This is a genomic window from Paenibacillus sp. LBL, from assembly GCF_029893715.1.
In the GTDB taxonomy this organism is placed as follows: Bacteria; Bacillota; Bacilli; order Paenibacillales; family Paenibacillaceae; genus Paenibacillus_AQ; species Paenibacillus_AQ glucanolyticus.
In genome coordinates this window covers 35,947-55,053 of record NZ_JARXYU010000008.1, presented here as the reverse complement: position 1 = coordinate 55,053, position 19,107 = coordinate 35,947, and the positions used below count along the sequence as shown (strand labels likewise).

The following is a 19,107-nucleotide window of genomic DNA, read 5'->3' as shown; positions in this document are numbered from 1 at the left end:
TAGTCAAACAGATGCCTCGCGAAAGCTCGGCGCCTATTCCTTCGGATGAATCATTTCTTCCGGACGGACAATCCGGTCGAAATCCTCCGCGCTTAACAGTCCGCTGGCCAGAGCCGCTTCACGGAGCGTTGTGCCTTCTTTGTGCGCTTGTTTTGCAATGGCTGCTGCATTCTCATATCCGATATGCGGATTCAGCGCCGTCACCAGCATCAGCGACCGTTCCATGTTCCCCCGGATGACATCCAGGTTGGCTTCAATGCCGATCGCACAGTTCTGGTCGAACGAATCCATAGCATCTGCCAGCAGACGTACGGACTGCAGGAAGTTATAGATGATAACCGGCTTGAATACGTTCAGCTCAAAATTACCCTGGCTTGCCGCAAAGCCGATGGTTGCATCATTGCCCATCACTTGGCAGACCACCATCGTGAGTGCTTCACTCTGGGTCGGATTCACTTTGCCCGGCATAATGGAGCTGCCAGGCTCATTGGCAGGAATGGTCAGCTCGCCGATGCCGGAACGAGGACCGCTTGCCAGCCAGCGAACGTCGTTGGCAATCTTCATCAAATCGGCAGCCAGTGCCTTCAGCGCCCCGTGTGCAAATACAATCTCATCATGGCTTGTCAGCGAATGGAACTTGTTGCTGGCAGAGGTGTAGCTTTTTCCGATCTGCATGCTGATTTCGGCTGCCGTCATTTCTCCGAATTTCGGATGGGCATTAATCCCGGTACCAACGGCCGTGCCGCCAATCGCCAGCTCGCGCATCGGTTCTACGGATGAGGACAGCATCAATTCACATTTCTCCAGCATCCGATGCCATCCGCTGATCTCCTGTCCAAGCGTCAGCGGGGTGGCATCCTGAAGATGCGTGCGGCCGATTTTGATCAGGTCTTTGTACTCCTCGCTTTTCTTCTCAAGTGTTTTCTTCAAGCGGCGAAGCGCAGGCAGTACATGCTCTTCTACAGCGACAACGGATGCCATATGCATCGCCGTCGGGAAGGTATCATTGGAGCTTTGGGATTTATTGACGTCATCGTTGGGATGAACACGCAGGGCGCTGCCCTTTTGCTCCAGCAGCTGGTTGGCCCGATTCGCAATGACCTCGTTCACATTCATATTGGACTGCGTGCCGCTGCCTGTCTGCCAAACGACCAACGGGAAATGCGCATCCCACTTGCCGGCCACAATCTCATCGGCTGCGGTCGTAATGGCATCCACTTTGTCCGCGTCCAGCTTGCCCAGCTTGCCATTCACAATCGCCGCGCTTTTCTTCAATATTGCAAACGCCGAAATAATCTCCTTCGGCATCGTTTCGGTTCCAATCCGGAAATTCTCGGAGCTGCGCTGCGTCTGTGCCGCCCACAGCTTGTCCGCAGGCACTCTAACCTCACCTAAGGTATCCTTCTCAATACGGTAATCCATCCCAACTTCCTCCTTTGGCATCTTTAGTTTAGGCTATCCATGGAACGGGAGCTTATTGCCTGTCCTCACTCTTGAAATCGGCAGATCGAACTCCGTCTTGCCCTCATTTCCAAGTTCTCTAAGATAACATGATGGCTCTTGTCAAAAATAACCTGGAAACCAGACTTCATGGGCAAGCTTCCGCCGCTTGTCGTTGAAGCCGCGCTGTCTTCCGCTCCATGAAATAACGTAAACGCTTTATATTCCATCTCTCCTATTATGACACAGACTTGCCCAAGAAAAAATATAGATTCATGCGCTTTATAACAACCACTCGAACCAGCGTGCATGCCCATCCGTCCGCGCGATCGTATACTCGCTTAGCACGCCCCCAAGAATATAATCGGCATGGAGATCGCCATCCCACATATTGTTGTAGACATGTACAATATCACGCGTCTTCCCGATCTCGCTCAGATGCTGCAGCAGGCGGCGTTTGGACGTCTCCGGAATCTGATTGGCCACATGCGTGTGAAATACGCAGATAACGGCCTCCTCCGGGATGACCTTCACAATTTCAGGCAGCAGCTCGGTCCCGTCCCCTTCCCGAAACTGTATCCCCGATTGATGTTTGAGCACCTCCACAGCCTGCTCCAGCATCGTCACCCGATCATGATAGCCCGGCCAGATTAAGGCGCGCAGCCACAAGAAATCCTCCGCGTTCCGTACATCATTCACATGCAGATCAATCCCCATCCGGTAGACCACCGGAGGGCTGGAAGGCAGCAGAAGCGGCAGGCGATCCCCCCTGATCTCTGAAGTCATGCGAACCTTTGAGCCGTTATGACCATAACTCGCTCCATCACCATAGGAATAGCTGTATTGATCCCATAACAGCTGCAATCCGGCACTGCAGCCAAGCTCTACCAAGGCAAGCGGCTTGCGGACTTTGTCGTAGATCGAGCAGAACGCCGGATACAAGTAAGCACAGCGGCGGACTTCATTCGTCTGAACCCGCTTGCTCTCCAGAATCTCGATGAGTACCCCTTCGTGCTTCAGCACAAACGAGCGAAAATGGGGGTAACACGAATTCATCGCTTGCGGCTGCTCTACCAGGCCGGGATAATACGACCTCAGCTCGGCCCCCTCGCCTTGGAGCAGCAAATATTGAACAGCCCCGAACAGCATATTGGGTACCGGCTGACCTGACGGAACAAACGAGGCCACCCGCAGCACCTCTTCATCATCAGCGATATGCCTCGCCAAATACTCATATAAATCGCTGGAGCCCTGACATTCCCGTTCAGCAAAATGACAGAACACGCTGGTTAACCGCTCTAAATCCACCATACGCCACACCCCTAATAGAGAATTAACCCTTTATATCGGCTACAACTATGTTACATCTTTCCAGAAGGAACGGGGATTCCGATCTTTTATCAGACTTATAAGAAAAATAAGATGGGAACAAAAAGAACCGCCCCTGTGAAAAAAGGGGCGGTTCTTCCCATGGACCTTCTATAGTTCCGGAGAATCCAGCCGGTACAATTGTTGATATCGCGGATAGTGCCGCATCAGTTCATCATGCGTGCCACGCATGGCGATTCGGCCGTGTTCCATGAATATGATCTCATCCATCTGCTCCACGCCCACCAGATGATGGGTCACCCAGATCAATGTCCGGTTCTGCAGGCTGGAGAAGATGGTGGACAGGAGCTCCCGCTCGGTTATGGGATCCAGTCCGACCGTAGGTTCGTCCAGAATAACAATGGGCGTGTCCTGCAGCAGGATTCGGGCTAAAGCCACGCGTTGGCGTTCACCGCCAGAGAATCGCTGACCTGCTTCCTGCATGCGGGTGTCGAGTCCACCCGGGAGAGAAGCCACCAGCGGCTCCAGCCGCGCCATGGCAGCAGCATCGCGTATCTCTTCCTCCGTGGCTTCCGGCCGGCCAAGCCGAATGTTGTTCGCAAGTGTCGTATCGAACAAGTGCGGGCTCTGATTCAGTACGGCAATAACGGAAGAGATCTCGTCGCCAAACCGCGCCGCCTCCACACCACCCAGGGTAAGACTTCCCGACGATGGCGCCAGCACCCCCTGAATCAGCTGCAGCAGGGTGGACTTCCCGGCACCTGAACGGCCGATAACGGCCACTTTGGCCCTAGGGGGAATGTCCAGCGATACCTCGGTTAAGGTGTGTCCTGCCTCTCCCGCACCGACAGGCTCCAAGGCAAATGAGCCAGCGGCTGCCCTATCATAGCTGAACATGATGCCATCCGCCTTCACATGAACACCGCCGCGTATAACCGCCTCGGTCTCTTCGTTATTCAGCAGCTGCAGCGGTGCCTGCTTCTCATCGGATTCATCGGCGCTTTCGATGCCCTTAAGCCTCGCCACCGATTGGCCATACTGCGGAATCCGTTCCACGGCTTCGGATACGGGCAGGAATGCGTCCATTAACGGGAACACAACCAGCACAAAAGCCGCAATCAGCGTAACATCCATGGATCCATCCGCGTACTGCCGTCCTGACCAATACACCATCGACACCACCGTTACGGCAACGATGCATTGGCCGATCCAGCCCCGAAGGCGCGACCATCGCTTCAGCGATCTGTCCGTCCGGTCTACCTCGGCTTCATCCGCCTCATAACCCGCCAGGAATTCTGTCTGTCTGCCGCTGACATACCATTCATGGATGCCCAGCACCGCATCGGTCAGCTTCTGGTACAGGTTGTTCCGTGCCTGCTTCATCTCCCGGTTCTTCCGTTTGGTGAGCAGCAGGGATATCAGCGGCAGCACCAGAATCAGCACCGCAACATACAGCGCAAGCAGCAGGGCGAATGCCGGGTCGAACTGACCGACGGCCAGAATGATTCCAGCATACAACACAAGCGCAACGATGGATGGGAAGACCGTTCGGATGTATACATCCTGCAAATACTCGATATCATCAGAGAGCACGCCCAGCAGATCCCCGGTGCGGTATCGGGAGGATAAGCGGAGGGCTTGCGGCTCCAGGATGTGATACAGCCGCAGACGCATTTGGGACAGGATGCGAAGAATGGTGTCATGGCCCACCAGCCGCTCCACGTAATGGACAACCGCGCGTCCGATGCCGAAGGTGCGAACCCCTACCGTCGGCACATACACCATCAGGATGTTTTCCGGACGGAGCGCCGATTTGGAGATCAAATACCCGGACGTGAACATCAGCATCCCCGCAAACAGGATGGTGAGCACACCCAGTACGACAATCAGCAGAAAACGCCAGAAGTTTGCCGTCACATAAGGCCGAAACCACGATTCCTGCTTCATTGTACTCCCTCCATCTGCGATGTAATCAATCCATGGTATACGCCCCGTCTTGCCATAAGCTCGTCATGGGTTCCTGTTTCGGCTATGCGTCCCTGATGCAGAACGATGATGTAATCCATATCCCGCATCCAGTGCAGCCTGTGCGTTGCAAGAAATACCCATTTATCCTGAAAAAGGGACACCATCGTCTCCTTCAGCTCGTATTCGGTCTCAATATCCAGATGTGCCGTCGGCTCATCGAGCAGAAGAACCTGCCGACCGCCGAGCAGCGCTCGGGCAAGGGCAACGCGCTGCGCCTGACCGCCGCTTAAAGTCCGCCCGCCCCCGCCGATCATCTCGGCCAGACCGCCAGGCAGGCTGTTCACCAGATCGGCCAGGCCGGCCGCTTCAACAGCCGCTTCAACCTGAGCCCTTGAAGCGTCCGGCGCATAGAAGCGCACATTGTCCTCCAAGCTGGCGCTGAATAAATACGGCTGCTGCGGCATATAGGTGACCTCACTTCGCCACTCGCCCCGGCTGGAATGCCCCAGCTTCACGCCGCTCAGCTTCATCTCACCGGATGTAGGCGTCATAAACCCGCCTAATAGTTCGATCAGCGTGGATTTACCCGCCCCGCTCTCTCCGACGATGCCGATCCGGCCTTGACCCGATATTCGGAAGCTGACGTCCTCCAAGGAGGCAGGACCCGCCCCAGCATGCTGCAGTCCGATGCCGGACAGCTCCAGTACGCTGCTCTTCTCCCATTGGAACCGCGGCGTGGAGCCAGTACGTGCCGGGATATTATCTTTAATTTTAAATGTTGCACCGGTTTGGACCTCCAAGCGCTCTTTCCGGGCCTCCCGGATGATGGATTGCATCGCTTCCCCTGCCTGCTTGCCGTCCAGCGTTGCATGGAAGTCAGCCCCGACCATGCGCACCGGAAGAAAATACTCCGGTGCCAGGATCAGGATGAGGAGTGCAGGCAGCAGCTCAAGGCTGCCGTTAATGAGACGCAGGCCCAGGTTTACCGCTACGGACGCTACCGACAGCATCGTGAAGAAATCCAGTGCAAAGGAAGACAGAAACGCAACGCGCAAGGTCCGCATGGTCGCAGCCCTATATCCCTCGCTGACCTGCCCTATGCTCCCGCTGTGCTTGCGGCTCTGTCCCAGAAACTTCAGAGTGGTCAAACCCCGCAGCGAATCCACGAAATAATTGGACAGCATCTGGTAGGAATCCAGCTGCTGCTCGGTCTGTTTTCTCGCGGCAAGTCCCACGAGGATGAGAAACACGATCAGGATCGGCATGGTCACCAGCAGAATAATGCCCGAGATCCGGTCCGTCATGAATACGTACAGCCATACCAGCGCAGGGGTAATGCCCGCCCCCATCATGCGAGGTATGGTCAGCTCCGCATATTTGCGGAACTTGCCGATGCCCTCCAGCACAAGCGTAACCACATGGCCTGTTCCTTCCGACCGGACAAAGGACGGCCCGTTCCGAAACAGCTCCTCCAGAAGCTGCTTCCTCAGGCTCGTGCCCGTCTCCTCGGCAAAACGCTGTGCAATTCCTTGCTGCACGGTGAAAATGCCGTGGCGTGCCAGAAAAGCAAGCAGGAACAAGGCAATGGTCTCCCCCTGCTCCTGCAGCGTGGATCCCGCGAACAGGGCGGATATGGCTTCCGCCAGCCATTTGGCTTGCAGGAGGATGGCCATGCTCTGTGCCAGGGTACATACGGCGACAAGGAAGAATACGATCTTGGCGCCCTTGTATCCCAGCAGATCTTTTCCCATCAGTACTCCAGATGCTCCTTCTCATGTACCCGTTTGTGGAAAACGAAGTAACTCCAAATTTGATATCCCAATACGAATGGCAGCAGCGATACAGCCACAATGGTCATGATTTTTAAGGAATACGGTCCGGAGGCCGCATTATAGATAGTCAGATCAAACGCCGAATGGATGGAGCTGACCATCACGCGAGGGAACAAGCCCACGAACACGGATGTAACCAGCAGAGCAATGACGGCCCCGGTCATTCCGAAAGCCCAGCCGTCCCGCTTGACGTTCATGAAATACCCGCCCAGCAGGAATGCAAGCAGAGCCAGCACGAGCAGCACGGTTAACACAGCACCACGCTTCTCGAAGATATCCGTCATGAAATAGGTCATGACCCCGAATGCCACGAACAGTGCCGCCACCGGGAGCAGCAATCTCCGGGCCATGCGGCGCGCACGCTCCTGAAGATCCCCTATGGTGCGCAGCGTCGTAAACATTAACCCATGCAGCAGACAGAGCATCACCATCGTCAGCCCGCCAACAACGGTATAGGCATTCACGACATCGAAGAATCCGGCATACATCTGCATCTCTTCATTAATCGGAAGCCCCTGAATGAGGCAGGCAAAAACAACACCCAGGAGGAACGGAGGAAGCACGCTGCCGATGAAGATTGCACCGTCCCACACCCTTTTCCAGCGAACGTCGCCTACCTTGCCGCGGAATTCAAAGGCCACTCCCCGTCCAATCAAGGCCAACAGAAGAAAGACAAGCGGAATATAGAATCCGCTGAACAGCGTGGCATACCAGTTCGGGAAGGCGGCGAACATCGCGCCGCCCGCTGTCAGCAGCCAGACCTCATTGGCATCCCAGAACGGGCCGATCGAGTTGATCAGCACCCGGCGCTGGGTGTCGCTTTTGGCGAGCAGCTGAGTGGACATCCCGACTCCGAAATCAAAGCCCTCCAAGAAGAAGAACCCGATAAACAACACGGCAACGAGCACAAACCACAGTTCATTAAGAGACAGCATGGTAGCCCTCCTTATTAAACGGATCGCTTGCGTGGCGGTCTTCTTCCTCCGCCGCATACGGCCCTTTCTTAATGACTTTAATAAACAAGTACGCCATAACGGCAGCAAGCACCGCATAGATGGCTGTAAACGTAATGAGCGAGAACAGGATGGAGCCTGCACTTACGTTCGGAGATATACTATTCTCCGTGGTGATCAGTCCGAATACCGTCCAAGGCTGCCGCCCGATCTCCGTCATGATCCACCCCGACGTGTTGGCGATGAACGGCAATGAAATGCCAAACAGCATCAATCTCAGGAACCATCTGCCAGCGTGCTCGACCTTCTTGCGCAGCATCAGCCAAGCTCCGTACAATCCGAGCAGAATCATCACGCTGCCTGCGGCCACCATAATCCGGAAGCTCCAGAAGGTGGTCCGCACCGGAGGTATATAATCGCCGGGACCGTATTGCTGCTCGTACTGGGCTTGCAGCTCCTTCATTCCGATCACTTCGCCGGAGAATTTGCTATAAGACAGAAAGCTGAGCAAATACGGAATTTTAAGCTCCATCTTGTTCTCCTGCTTCTCCGGATCGATGGACGCAATGACCGTCCAAGCCGCAGGATCGTCACTCGTCTCCCACAGGCTCTCGGCAGCAGCCATCTTCATCGGCTGCGTATCCACCAGATACTGCGCCTGCTGGTGACCGAAGACCGCAACCAGAATGGAGGTGGTGAGCCCCACCACGATGGCGATGTGGAATGATTTTTTGAAGAAATCCAGATCCTGCTTCTTCATCAGCTTGTAGGCACTCACGCCTGCTACCAGGAACGCCCCGGTGGCCAGTGCCCCAAAGATCGTGTGCGGGAATTCTACCAGCAACTGCCCATTGGTGATCAATGCCAGGAAATCATTCATCTCCGCTCGTCCATTATTCATCTCGAACCCAACGGGACGCTGCATGAACGAATTGGCCGCCAGAATCCAGAAGGCCGACATCAGGGTGCCGAAGGACACCAGCCAGATGCTGAGCAGATGGACCTTCTTCGATAACCGGTCCCAGCCGAATATCCATAACCCGATAAATGTTGACTCGAGGAAAAAGGCCAACAAGGCCTCGATGGCAAGCGGCGCGCCAAACACATCCCCAACAAATCGCGAATAATCCGACCAGTTCATGCCGAACTGGAACTCCTGCAGAATTCCTGTCACTACCCCGACCGCAAAATTAATCAGGAACAGCTTCCCCCAGAACTTGGCCATTTTCTTGTATACTTCCTGGCCTTTGACAACATACATCGTCTCCATGATGGCAATCAAAAACGCTAATCCGATAGACAACGGTACGAAAATAAAGTGAAAAATGGTTGTCGATGCGAACTGAATTCGCGCCAGCATAACCGGATCCATAAAGATGCCCCTTCCTTTAGCTCACGTGATCACTTTAAATTTGATTCTTTTTGTATTTTCGCAGACTGCGGCAGAAAGGATTGTGATCAATATCACAATATTAGGAAGGATTAGGGGCAAAAAGTTATAAATTTGTGACGAAAATCACTAAGTGCGAATGGAATTATGTGAGGTTTATCCATTGGAGCATGACTTGCCGCATCCCCTCACAGGTCAAGCCCGGTATTTACGCACCAAAAAAAGCAGGTTCGCCATGTAGGCCAACCTGCTTTAATGCATACCACCACCTTATTGAACCGCGCGAATCTCCGTCTCGATGAGCTTGAACTCCGTCACGTCCGCGATGCCGCGATTGGTAATGCGGATTTCCGGAATCACCGGCAGCGCGATCAGGGAGAAGGTCATGAACGGCGCATGGATGAAGCACCCCAGCTCCTTCCAGGCTTCCTCCAGTGCAGCAACTTCTTCCGCTACGATCTCCACTGGACGATCCGCCAGCAAGCCGGCAATGGGCATGGCCACCTTCGCGAGCACCTGACCGTCACGCACCACGATCATCCCGCCGCCGCAAGCTGCCAGCTCATTCGCCGCTAGCGCCATATCCTCGGCGCTCGTGCCCATTACCAGCAGATTATGGCTGTCATGCGCCACCGTGGAAGCGACCGCACCGGATTTCAATCCGAAGCCGCTCGCAAAGCCAAGCGAGATTTGTCCGGTTGCGCCATGGCGCTCGATGCACGCAAGCTGAACCACGTCTTGGTTAAGGTCAGGCTGAATGATGCCCTGCTGCACGGGGAGCACCGCTGTCATTTTGGCTGTGCGGGCACTGTTCTCGATGACCCGCACCACGTTGACTTCCGTGCGTGCGGTATCCCACTTGCTGCGGAGCAGGAAATCCTCCGCTGTCAACGGACGCTGCAGGCGAATCGAATGGAACGCTTTTTCCGGATATTGGTATACAGGGAATGGCTTCACAACTTGGCCGTTCTCCGCAACCACCTCACCATCGGTGATCACAATCGACGGCACCATGCTGTTCAGATCATCAAGCAGCAGAATGTCTGCCGTTTTACCTGGCGAGATGCTCCCGAGTTCGAGATCCATCCCGAAGTACCGAGCCACGTTGATCGTGCCCATCTGGATGGCCGTCACCGGATCCACACCCTCTTCGATCGCACGGCGCACCACATGGTTCATATGGCCAAGCCTCAGCAGCGTCTGCGGATACACGTCATCCGTCACCAAGGAGATATTGTCCGTACGCACCTTGTCTTCCGTCACCACCTTGATGACTTCCTTCACGTCCTGCCAAGCCGATCCTTCACGGATCATCAGGTGCATCCCGAGGCGAACCTTCTCTAGCGCCTGCTCTCTCGTCACCGTTTCATGATCGGAGCTTACCCCGGTTGCCAGATACGCCTGAAGCATCCGGTCGTCCTCTGCGGGAAAATGTCCCGTCACCGTCTTGCCGGCACGCAGCGTGGCTTCGATCTCACCGCTCATCGTCGGATCGCCATATACCACGCCCGGGAAGTTCATGACTTCGCCAAGCCCGGCAACTCCAGGCCAGGTCAGCCCTTCTTCGATATCTTCCACGCCAAGCTGGGCTCCTGCATCCTCCAGATCAAACGTCGCCGGCACGCAGGAAGGGATGGTGGTGAATACCTTAAGCGGCAGCTGCTGTCCTTCCTCGTGCATCCACCGCACACCTTCCATACCGAATACATTGGCGATCTCATGAGGGTCCATATAGATCCCGGTGGTTCCGCTAACGATGGCCGCTTTCGCAAACTCGGTCACGGTCAGCATCGTGCTCTCCACATGCATATGGCCGTCAAGCAGACCCGGCGAGATGTAACGGCCATTCGCCTCGATGACCCGGGTCCCTTCCCCGATCGTATGATTGGCGCTGCCGATATAAGCGATGCGTCCGAATGCCATCGCCACGTCCACCTGCTCCTGAAGCTCGCCTGTAAACACATTGACCAGCGTGCCGTTCTTGATAACCAGGTCGGCCGGTGCCTGTCCTAACGCCACTTTCCCCAGCTCCCGGCTGACCTCGTATCGTTTCTGTCTCTTGCTTGAACTCATGATGAATGCACGCTCCCCTTTTTTTTAGATATCAGAAAGTATAAACTTCAAAGCTTGCGACTTCCTGATATCGCAATAAAAACTTCTTCTAACTGCGGTCTGTCATCTGTGAAAGTACGTCAATAGACGTTTTTCTTATGATGAAACGGTAAAAGTACAAAATCAATTCTACGCGCAAGCACGTAAAACAACCCGGACAGCGTATCTGCCCGGGTTGCCTGAACTAACTATATCCATAGAGGAAGAGAAGCCCGGTGCATCAGCAATGCATTGCTAATAGTCTGCACAACACCCCATCCGTTAAAACCTGCCGGTACCCGGATTCCAAGGTGATCTTACCGCCCGCCTCTCCATTCCATTCGAAGCCGGGCGCTGGACTCTGGCTCTCATCCTTCATGTAGTCAAGTCATTTACGGTAACCTGGTAGAAACGCCTGGGCCCTATTCCCCGGCATATACATTAAGATTTGATTTTGATCCTGTTTACCCTTCAATTCTCTTTTGTTTCATTTGTTGTATGAATTATAATCTTCTTGCCCGAGAAGTCAAGTGTTTGGAAAGAACTGCACATCGGCGGCAACGGCCTCTACGCCAGTTTCCTCCCCATGTTCTGTACGCGCTCAAGCCATTGCTTTTTTGCGCTCTCAGGCATTTTGCGAAGCTGCGTGATGTTCGTGGCACGAACCGAGCTCACGCCGCAGAACTTCAGAATGGAATGCTTCATCATTTGATGCCCGGGCTGACCCAGATAGAAGCGATAGTAAACGTAGGGCGAATCCATCGTGACAATCAATCGGGCGGTTTTCCCTTTGAGCAGTTGCTCCGGCAATGGAGAGTTCCGGCGGTACTTAAACGCAAAGCCCGGCAAAAAGACTCGGTCGATAAACCCCTTCAGCAGTGCCGGCATGCCGCCCCACCAGTTCGGGTACACAAATACCAGATGATCCGCCCATGCGATGAGCTTCTGCGCTTCTTGCAGATCGGGCTCCAGAGCTTGATTCCCCTTATAGCCGCCGGATAGGCTCAGATCAAAATCCATCTCTCCAAGCACCAGCTCACGCACCTCTGCCCCTGATTCGGCTGCCCCCTGCGCATATCCCTTGGCCAAATGACTTCCATAACTGTTCTCAATCGGATTGCCCTGAATAATCAAAATCTTTTTCATACACGTTCCCCCTGTTAATTTGGTTAATAAACACTAACCTTAAGGTAAAAAGAAAAGGTCACACCGGACCCTTCCCTAAACCTGTCAAAGCCAGTAGATGTGCCGTCACCTCAGGCGCCAGCGCCGAGAGCGGTTCCTCAAGCTCCCCTTGCATCGTTGAAACGGCCAGCTGATTGAATGCACCGATGATCAACACCGCGGTTAAGCGTATATTCTGCGGCGGAATATCCCGCTGCAACACCGCTTGATCGAGCAGATCGCATAATGCATCGAGCGGCTGACGCCCCCTGCTCTTGAGCACCTCCGTAAACAGCTCGTGATGCTGGGACAACAGCAGCAAGCCGTATTTATCCTCGTCATAAGACTCCAATACACGGGTGACCAAGGCGGACAATCTCTCTGCGAACAGTCCGGTCTGGGAAGCGTAATCATCCACCAAACGTGTGTAACTGCCGCAGTATTCCTCGAATGCCTCCGCAGCAACGGCATCCTTATTCGTAAAATGCTTATAGATCGCTGCATCCGTCACACCGGCTGCCGCGCCGATCTCCTTCACCGATACCCCGTCAACGCCCTTCTCGGCAAAGAGTTTCATGGCCGCCTGCAATATTTCCTTCTTCTTGCTATCGAAATGCGGTTTCTTTTTCATAATCATATCATAAGTGAACACTAACCAAATTGCAATGGGAATGGAAAAAATCGTGTGATGACGTCAATCATCCTTACCATGTCCCGTGCAATCCGCACCATCTTGCACGGAAACCTCAGGCAATAGAACAGTGATGGTTGTTCCGCAGCCTACTTCCGACCACAGGCCCACCCGGCCTCGATGTGCTTCGACAATCGCTTTGGCAATGCTCATTCCAAGCCCTGAGCCATCCATGCTCTCCTCGGTGTTTGTCCCCCGGTAGTAGCGTTCAAACAGGTTGCGGCGAGTCTCTTCGTCCATCCCTACGCCTTGATCCGCGACCACGATCGCCGCGCCGCCGGGACGTCTCTCTACCCGTACTTCAACATGAACTCCCTCGGGATTGTGCTTCACGGCATTCGTAAGCAGGTTATCCATCAACCGCTTCAGCCATTTGGCATTGCCATCAATGAGCAGCGGCTCTTCGCCTCCGATATAGGAAAAATTCGCATCCAGCGTTACATCATTCACGTATTTAAGCACGCAGCGCCGCACCAGTTCATTCAGATCAAGCCGTGCCAGTTCCTGCGGCCGGATCTCGCTCTTAAGACGAAAGACAAGCGAGAAGTCATCGATCAACTCCAGCATGTAATCGCCCTTTTCCCGAATGACGGTTCCCATCTCACGCAGCTCCTCCTGACTCCAGTCCTGCGGCGCGTTCTCCAGCATATAACCATATCCCTGGATCGAGGACAGCGGCGTACGCAAATCATGCGATATTCCCGACATCCATTCTTCCCGATTCCGGTCCAGCCGCTCGCGCTCCCGTTCGGTCTCGGCAAGCTTCTCGGCCATCCTGTAGAAGGAGTGAATCACTTCCTTATACAGCTTGAAGCGCATGCGCAGCTTCCCGTTCTTGCGAAATACGCGCTTCCGGTCCTTGGGCGTCAGCACTTCCTCATAAGCTCCGCTCCCCATGCGCTCAAACCATCCGGTAAACAGCAGCAATGGCCGACTGTACCGGTATCCATGCCAAATCGCTACCGCCAGCGACAAGATCAGTACACACAGCAAGGTCCACAGCGCCACACGGATCAGCTCATTCATAATAGGCTGCTTCTCCAGCGTCTCATCCTGCGGTGTATGGTACACCCAGGTGCTGCCGGTAGCCGGGTCGCGATAAACCGCAATATGCGTGGAGTAAGTACCGGGCTGCTCCTGCATCGTAATGATCTCCAGCGGATGGTAGCTTGCCTTATACTCGCTTTCCTTTCCAATCGCTTGCACAATCTGGCCATCCCGGTCAATGACATGCAGATATCCGCCCAGACTTGCCAAGTCGCGCTTCAATTCTGCTGCATACGCCGGGTCCACCCTGCCGCCCGCTTGATACCGTGCATACCACTCGCGAAGATGATCCGAGCTCTCGTCAATTCGCCCTGCTAGATACAGCAGCGGGTCCTTATAAGTCAGATCCATCTGCCAATCCATTGTATACTCCCCAAGACGCCGCTTCTCCTTGATCTCAAGCAGGTTGCTTACCGAGTATTCCGAGGGAACATCCGGCGCGGTATTGGTGGCGTGAATCACATTCCCTTTCATATCCACCACCTGCAGCCACATCTCTTTGTCCTGGAGCAGCTGCTTCCAATGGTCATCCAGCAGAACCTTCCCGTTCTCCGTCACCGTCTCCGTTACAATGCTGTTCAAGACGCCGGTCGGGAAGTTGCGCCTCATCTCTTCATCACTGATATGCTTGATCAGGAAGAATAAGAGAACGATGAGAAAGCAGAACATAAATGCTGAGAACGCAATCAGTTGGTATGTAAAATGAAAGGCCAGCCTTCTGCGCAGTCTCATCGCCCTTTCTCCTTAACCAGCTTGTAACCGAGTCCGCGAACCGTCAGCAAATACTGCGGGTTGCTGGGGTCCTCCTCGATTCGTTCCCGAATGCGCCGAATATGTACCATAACGGTGTTGTCTTCACCTATGCCATCGATGCCCCATACGGCTTCGTACAGCTGGGACTTCGAGAACACCACCCCCGGGTGCTTGCAAAAATAAAGCAGCAGCTGAAAGACCTGTGCCGGACAAGGCACAGGCTCTCCCAGCACCGTCAGCTCGCCAGCGGATTCATCGACCCTGAACCGGCCGAAATCCCATGCACGCTGAATAATCGGCTGCCCGGCCGATGGCATCATCCCGAAGCCGCCCCGGCGCAGACGCGCTTTGATCCTTGCGGCAATCTCCAGCGGATTAAACGGCTTGGTGACATAATCGTCCCCGCCCATTGCAAAGCCTGTCAGCACATCCAGATCGGACGCTTTGGCCGTCAGAAACAGAATGTGCGGACTGCCATACGAACGGATTTGCGGACAAAGATCAAACCCCGTGCCGTCGGGCAGCATGACATCCAGCAGCACGATATCCGCTCCGTGGGCGGCGATCTCGCTCAGGGCTTCCTTGCAGCTTGAAGCTGTATATATGCGGTTAAAGCCTTCCTTGCGCAGCACCATCTGCAGCATTTTTACAATGGAAGGTTCATCATCAACAATTAAAATTCGTGTATCCATTTTATCCTCACCCGCTATTTATGCTAGCACAGCAACCTTAACAGGAGTTAAACAAATGCTGGAAGTGTTAAGAAAAAGTTAGGAAGCCGTTTCCGCGTTATTTATGTTCAAGTTTTATACTTGGGGTTAGAGGTGACATACATGAATTCAAACAAACGTTCAACGGCGGTCGATGCCATTCGCGGATTAAGCTTGCTCGGTATTCTGATGGCCAATATGCTTATTTTTCAGTACGGCATGTTCGGCAAAGACGAGCTGCATTACTTCCAGCCTTCCACGCTGGATCAGATCAGCCATGACATGCTGAAAGTATTCGTCGAGGGCAGCTTTATGCCGATCTTTACGTTTCTGTTCGGCTACAGCATGATCAAAATGAGGGAAAGCCTGATCAACAAAGGGCTCAAGTACGGTCGAAGTTTCTTCCGCAGATCGGTTCTGTTAATCGTTCTGGGTCTGCTGCATTCGATATTCATATGGGAAGGCGACATTCTGCTGTTTTACGGTGCGATCGGTCTCTTCCTTGTGCTGTTCGTGAAAAGAAAGGTCAAAACCATTATGATCTGGGGTGTTCTCCTGCTCACACTGGTATCCCTCTTTGGATACGGCTCCGTCGAGCCGGTTGCAGGTGAAACGGAGCGCATGGAGAGTTATGTGAAGCAGTCGATTGAAGTCTACGGCAGCGGCACTTACAGCGAAATTCTGAATTTCAGATCAACGGAGGAGATGCCCATCGATCTGCCCGACTGGTTGATGCTGCTGGTCATCTTGATTGCTCCGCTGATGAGTGCACCGATGTTCCTGTTTGGCATGGTGGCCGCGAAACGCGGACGCTTTCTCCATCCTTCCATGGAAATCAAGCTGTATCTTAGATGGGCTCTGCTCGTTCCGGTCGGGCTTGGATTAAAAACTGCAGCGGTCATGCTCGGCACAACCCATAGCTGGAGCGGCGTGTTCACCATGCTTGGCGGTCCTCTGCTGGCGCTGGGTTATCTGTACCTCTTCGCCTCCCTGTACGCGTTCTCGTCTCAGCAATCCATTGTAATTCGGGCTTTTGAAGCGGTGGGACGCATGTCGCTGACCAATTATCTGTCGCAGAGTGTTGTATGCGTATTGATCTTTTACGGATTCGGGCTGGGATGGTTCGGCAAGCTGGGCGTGCTGCAAGGAACGCTGCTGGCGGTTCTGATCTATAGCGTGCTGGCAGCGGGCAGCCTGCTCTGGCTAAAAAGGTTCCGCAGCGGTCCGGTGGAGAGACTGCTCCGCATGGGCACCTACTGGTCTTGGAGCGGAAGGGCTAAACCCAAGGAAGCAGCTCCGGTTGCAGCCGTACCTGCAGCAGAGTTTCCGGGGGATGGCCCTCCGGCTACTTAAGCGTTCCGTATGCTTCTTTTGCATGCAGAAGCCGGTTCCTCCCAAGCCCGAGATGAAATCAGTCGGTTCCTTCATGTATAATGGACATACATGCAAGGTGCTAGACATTTCTGGAATTTTTCCGGTCATCAACCGAAGGAGGAATCACGCATATGCTGGTTGTTACAAACTCGATTAAGGTCAAACCGGGCTTCGGTAAAGAGATTGCGCAGCGATTCGCTGAAGCGAAGGGTGTGCAGGAGATTGAAGGTTTCGTGCGGATGGAATTATGGCATGAGGCCAAGGAAGGCGCAGAGGCTGAGGAATTGAAGGTCTCCACGGTGTGGGAGGATGAGGAAGCATTCAAACGCTGGACATCCAGCGAGTCATTCCGGCAATCCCATGGTCAGGGCCGCAACGAGAATATTTTGGGCGCATCCTTGAACAAATATGAGCTGCTGATCAGCCATAACAAGTAATGGAACGATGCCCTGGCGCTTTATAGCACCGGGCTCGAAGTACCGCTTCATATCCAAGATTCAGCCAGGGGGCGTTTAGCCGGGCTGAATCTTTTTTTATGATGGGGGGAATGGAGCGACTTGAGAAATAGGATGATCTGTTCATGAAGCGTGGCATTCTCACTTAACGCTCTGCGCGTAATCCATGTAGTTGTATCCGGATGCCTCTGGCGTTTCCATGGTGATCCCCGGCAGCAACTCAGGATTGTGCGCCCGCCCTTGCTCGATCAGATAACGACTCAGCAACTCTTGTTCCGGCCCTGAGAGCGCGTACCACTGACCCTCCACCTCGAATTCATTGGCAAGTCGAAGTTTCTGATTCCCCTGCACCATGTCCATGGCATACAGGAACCCCGGGCCCCGAGCTCCTTCTATTTTATAGGCTTGAAGCGAATTCACCCATTGCATGATCTGATCAAGCTCCTCCTCCTTATCCAGTGTCAAACGCGTGCCGTCCCCAAAAAAAACCTGGATGGCATCAACCTCCGCCGATTTCAGACCGATTAACGATGGAACGGATACCAGGCTGATTTCGTCGTCAGCTGTATCCTGGATTGAGCCTTTGCAGCCCGCGATCACGAGCAAACAGGCGGCTGCCAACAGCAGCGAGATGAATCCGTACTTGAACAACATATGTATTCCTCCTTCTGCAAAGAGAGGCAGACTTAAACTCCTATAACCACATTATAAAATACAATAACAAAGAAATGGTTATATTAAGCACGATCAGGCAAAATGCCATACATTCAGAATCAAAGGAGCTGACATCCCATGGAAAGCACGCATGATTTTGTGAAAAAAATGAACGAGAACGCGGAAAAAGCCCGCCACAACAAAGAGAATCACGGCAAAGGTACGCCTAGCGACAAGCTCCCGGGCAAACAACACAGCACCAAGAAATAAAATGAACTTACCGCGATCCATACGGATCGCGGTTATTTGATCAGGTTGTTCGGGATCTCATGACCACCGTCTCCCCTATTACATATGGATTACAAACCTTCCGACGCCTGCTTCAGTAAAGATGCCAACGCATCATAATCCACCTGCTGCCCAGCCGTGATTTTGATCGTTTTCCGCTCAGGCGGACCTTCGAATAGCGGCTGCGGCCAATCCAGGCCCGTCGCATTAAATATCGTAAAGCTCACGGCCGTCTTGGAGATGCTGATCACCGCCGCATATTTCCCATTTTTCAGAAAATGGGGCTTTTTATATTGAAGCCGTTCCGCAACGCCCGGGATTGTGCTGTGCACGAGTTCCCGAAGCCGCTCGCTGACCTCAACCTTCCAGGAATCATTCACTGCCGCAATGTAGTCCGTCACTTCTTGATTCATCTGATTTAACTCCCTTTCGTATCATAGTGTCCAACCTATTATTCATTCAATTCTCATTGTTGATGATCAGCCCTGAAAAACCATCTGCCAGGTCATGCCGTATCGATCAATGACTTCTCCGTAATAAGCCCCCCATGGCTGCAGCTCAAAAGGATACTTCTCTGTACCCCCTTGGCTGAGATTACGATAGGCGGCGCGGGCGTCCTCCTCATGACTAAACGTTAAAGCCAGCCCCATATTCGAGCCCTTGGGAGTCTCCTGAAAAGCATCCGTCAGAATGAGTCGATTGCCGCCAGCCAGGGTCAACGACATGTGCATGACCTTATCCTGATGGGCTTCCGGCATGCCCGGCATGCTCCCGAAAGTAGTCAGTATGCCGATTTCTCCTCCCAACGCCTGTATGTAAAAATCCGCCTGTCCTCTTGCATCCTCGGAAATAATAAACGGTACCATCTGTGCTTGCATGTTCGTCTTCCTCTCTATTCGTTTAATGGTTTTACATATAGATGACGAACAGGATTCGGCGTAATCGACACATTTTTAAATATTTATCAA

At 53.6% G+C, this 19,107-nt stretch carries 17 protein-coding genes and 1 riboswitch; of the genes, 3 read left to right on the top strand and 14 right to left on the bottom strand.

Annotation, left to right across the window (positions count from 1 at the left end):
• Positions 1-33: 33 nt before the first annotated feature.
• The 11 genes from fumC to M2277_RS18005 form a co-directional block, all read right to left on the bottom strand.
• Positions 34-1,422 (bottom strand): class II fumarate hydratase, encoded by a 1,389-nt coding sequence (fumC, locus tag M2277_RS18055; protein ID WP_006207041.1) that lies wholly within the window; start codon positions 1,420-1,422, stop codon positions 34-36.
• Between the two features lie 300 nt (positions 1,423-1,722).
• On the bottom strand, positions 1,723-2,751 hold the full coding sequence (locus tag M2277_RS18050) for a DUF2332 domain-containing protein (RefSeq protein ID WP_280755290.1): 1,029 nt from the start codon (positions 2,749-2,751) through the stop codon (positions 1,723-1,725).
• A 168-nt stretch (positions 2,752-2,919) separates the two neighbouring features.
• A complete protein-coding gene (cydC, locus tag M2277_RS18045; protein WP_280755289.1) occupies positions 2,920-4,716 on the bottom strand; it encodes a thiol reductant ABC exporter subunit CydC in 1,797 nt (598 codons plus the stop codon).
• A complete protein-coding gene (gene cydD / locus M2277_RS18040; RefSeq protein ID WP_280755288.1) occupies positions 4,713-6,488 on the bottom strand; it encodes a thiol reductant ABC exporter subunit CydD in 1,776 nt (591 codons plus the stop codon). The genes cydC and cydD overlap by 4 nt, the downstream gene beginning before the upstream one ends.
• Entirely contained in the window at positions 6,488-7,504 is a 1,017-nt protein-coding gene (gene cydB / locus M2277_RS18035; RefSeq protein WP_006207045.1) for a cytochrome d ubiquinol oxidase subunit II, read from the bottom strand. The genes cydD and cydB overlap by 1 nt, the downstream gene beginning before the upstream one ends.
• The gene (locus M2277_RS18030) at positions 7,491-8,894 is read right to left on the bottom strand and encodes a cytochrome ubiquinol oxidase subunit I (RefSeq protein WP_006207046.1); all 1,404 of its coding nucleotides are present in this window, start codon (positions 8,892-8,894) and stop codon (positions 7,491-7,493) included. Before M2277_RS18030 ends, cydB begins: the two co-directional genes overlap by 14 nt.
• Positions 8,895-9,182: 288 nt before the next feature.
• Positions 9,183-10,985 carry an adenine deaminase gene (ade, locus tag M2277_RS18025; protein WP_280755287.1) on the bottom strand — a complete coding sequence of 601 codons (1,803 nt, stop codon included), beginning with the start codon at positions 10,983-10,985 and terminating at the stop codon, positions 9,183-9,185.
• A 378-nt stretch (positions 10,986-11,363) separates the two neighbouring features.
• Positions 11,364-11,465, bottom strand: a riboswitch (purine riboswitch).
• 105 nt (positions 11,466-11,570) lie between these two features.
• Positions 11,571-12,149, bottom strand: coding sequence for an NAD(P)H-dependent oxidoreductase (locus tag M2277_RS18020; RefSeq protein WP_148248625.1), 579 nt, complete (start codon positions 12,147-12,149; stop codon positions 11,571-11,573).
• Positions 12,150-12,207: 58 nt separating this feature from the next.
• Complete coding sequence (locus tag M2277_RS18015) at positions 12,208-12,798, bottom strand: TetR/AcrR family transcriptional regulator (RefSeq protein ID WP_152827023.1); 591 nt, start codon at positions 12,796-12,798, stop codon at positions 12,208-12,210.
• A 63-nt stretch (positions 12,799-12,861) separates the two neighbouring features.
• Positions 12,862-14,637, bottom strand: a complete 1,776-nt coding sequence (locus M2277_RS18010) for a sensor histidine kinase (RefSeq protein ID WP_280755286.1) — start codon at positions 14,635-14,637, stop codon at positions 12,862-12,864.
• Positions 14,634-15,350, bottom strand: coding sequence for a response regulator transcription factor (locus M2277_RS18005; RefSeq protein WP_063478071.1), 717 nt, complete (start codon positions 15,348-15,350; stop codon positions 14,634-14,636). Before M2277_RS18005 ends, M2277_RS18010 begins: the two co-directional genes overlap by 4 nt.
• A gap of 141 nt (positions 15,351-15,491) precedes the next feature.
• Between M2277_RS18005 and M2277_RS18000 the strand changes: the two genes are divergently transcribed.
• Both M2277_RS18000 and M2277_RS17995 read left to right on the top strand, forming a co-directional pair.
• The gene (locus tag M2277_RS18000) at positions 15,492-16,721 is read left to right on the top strand and encodes a DUF418 domain-containing protein (RefSeq protein WP_280755285.1); all 1,230 of its coding nucleotides are present in this window, start codon (positions 15,492-15,494) and stop codon (positions 16,719-16,721) included.
• A 152-nt stretch (positions 16,722-16,873) separates the two neighbouring features.
• Positions 16,874-17,179: an antibiotic biosynthesis monooxygenase gene (locus M2277_RS17995; protein WP_280755284.1), complete on the top strand. Its 306-nt coding sequence runs from the start codon at positions 16,874-16,876 to the stop codon at positions 17,177-17,179.
• A 159-nt stretch (positions 17,180-17,338) separates the two neighbouring features.
• Here the strand turns inward: M2277_RS17995 and M2277_RS17990 are convergent, their stop codons facing one another.
• Entirely contained in the window at positions 17,339-17,851 is a 513-nt protein-coding gene (locus M2277_RS17990; RefSeq protein ID WP_036640151.1) for a hypothetical protein, read from the bottom strand.
• Positions 17,852-17,989: 138 nt separating this feature from the next.
• Here M2277_RS17990 and M2277_RS17985 point away from each other — a divergent pair, with 138 nt between their 5' ends.
• Complete coding sequence (locus M2277_RS17985; protein ID WP_006207054.1) at positions 17,990-18,121, top strand: DUF4023 domain-containing protein; 132 nt, start codon at positions 17,990-17,992, stop codon at positions 18,119-18,121.
• A gap of 89 nt (positions 18,122-18,210) precedes the next feature.
• On the opposite strand, the gene M2277_RS17980 is transcribed toward M2277_RS17985, so the two are convergent.
• Positions 18,211-18,552, bottom strand: a complete 342-nt coding sequence (locus tag M2277_RS17980) for a DUF1801 domain-containing protein (protein ID WP_006207055.1) — start codon at positions 18,550-18,552, stop codon at positions 18,211-18,213.
• A gap of 66 nt (positions 18,553-18,618) precedes the next feature.
• Entirely contained in the window at positions 18,619-19,017 is a 399-nt protein-coding gene (locus M2277_RS17975; protein WP_006207056.1) for a VOC family protein, read from the bottom strand.
• Positions 19,018-19,107: the final 90 nt, after the last annotated feature.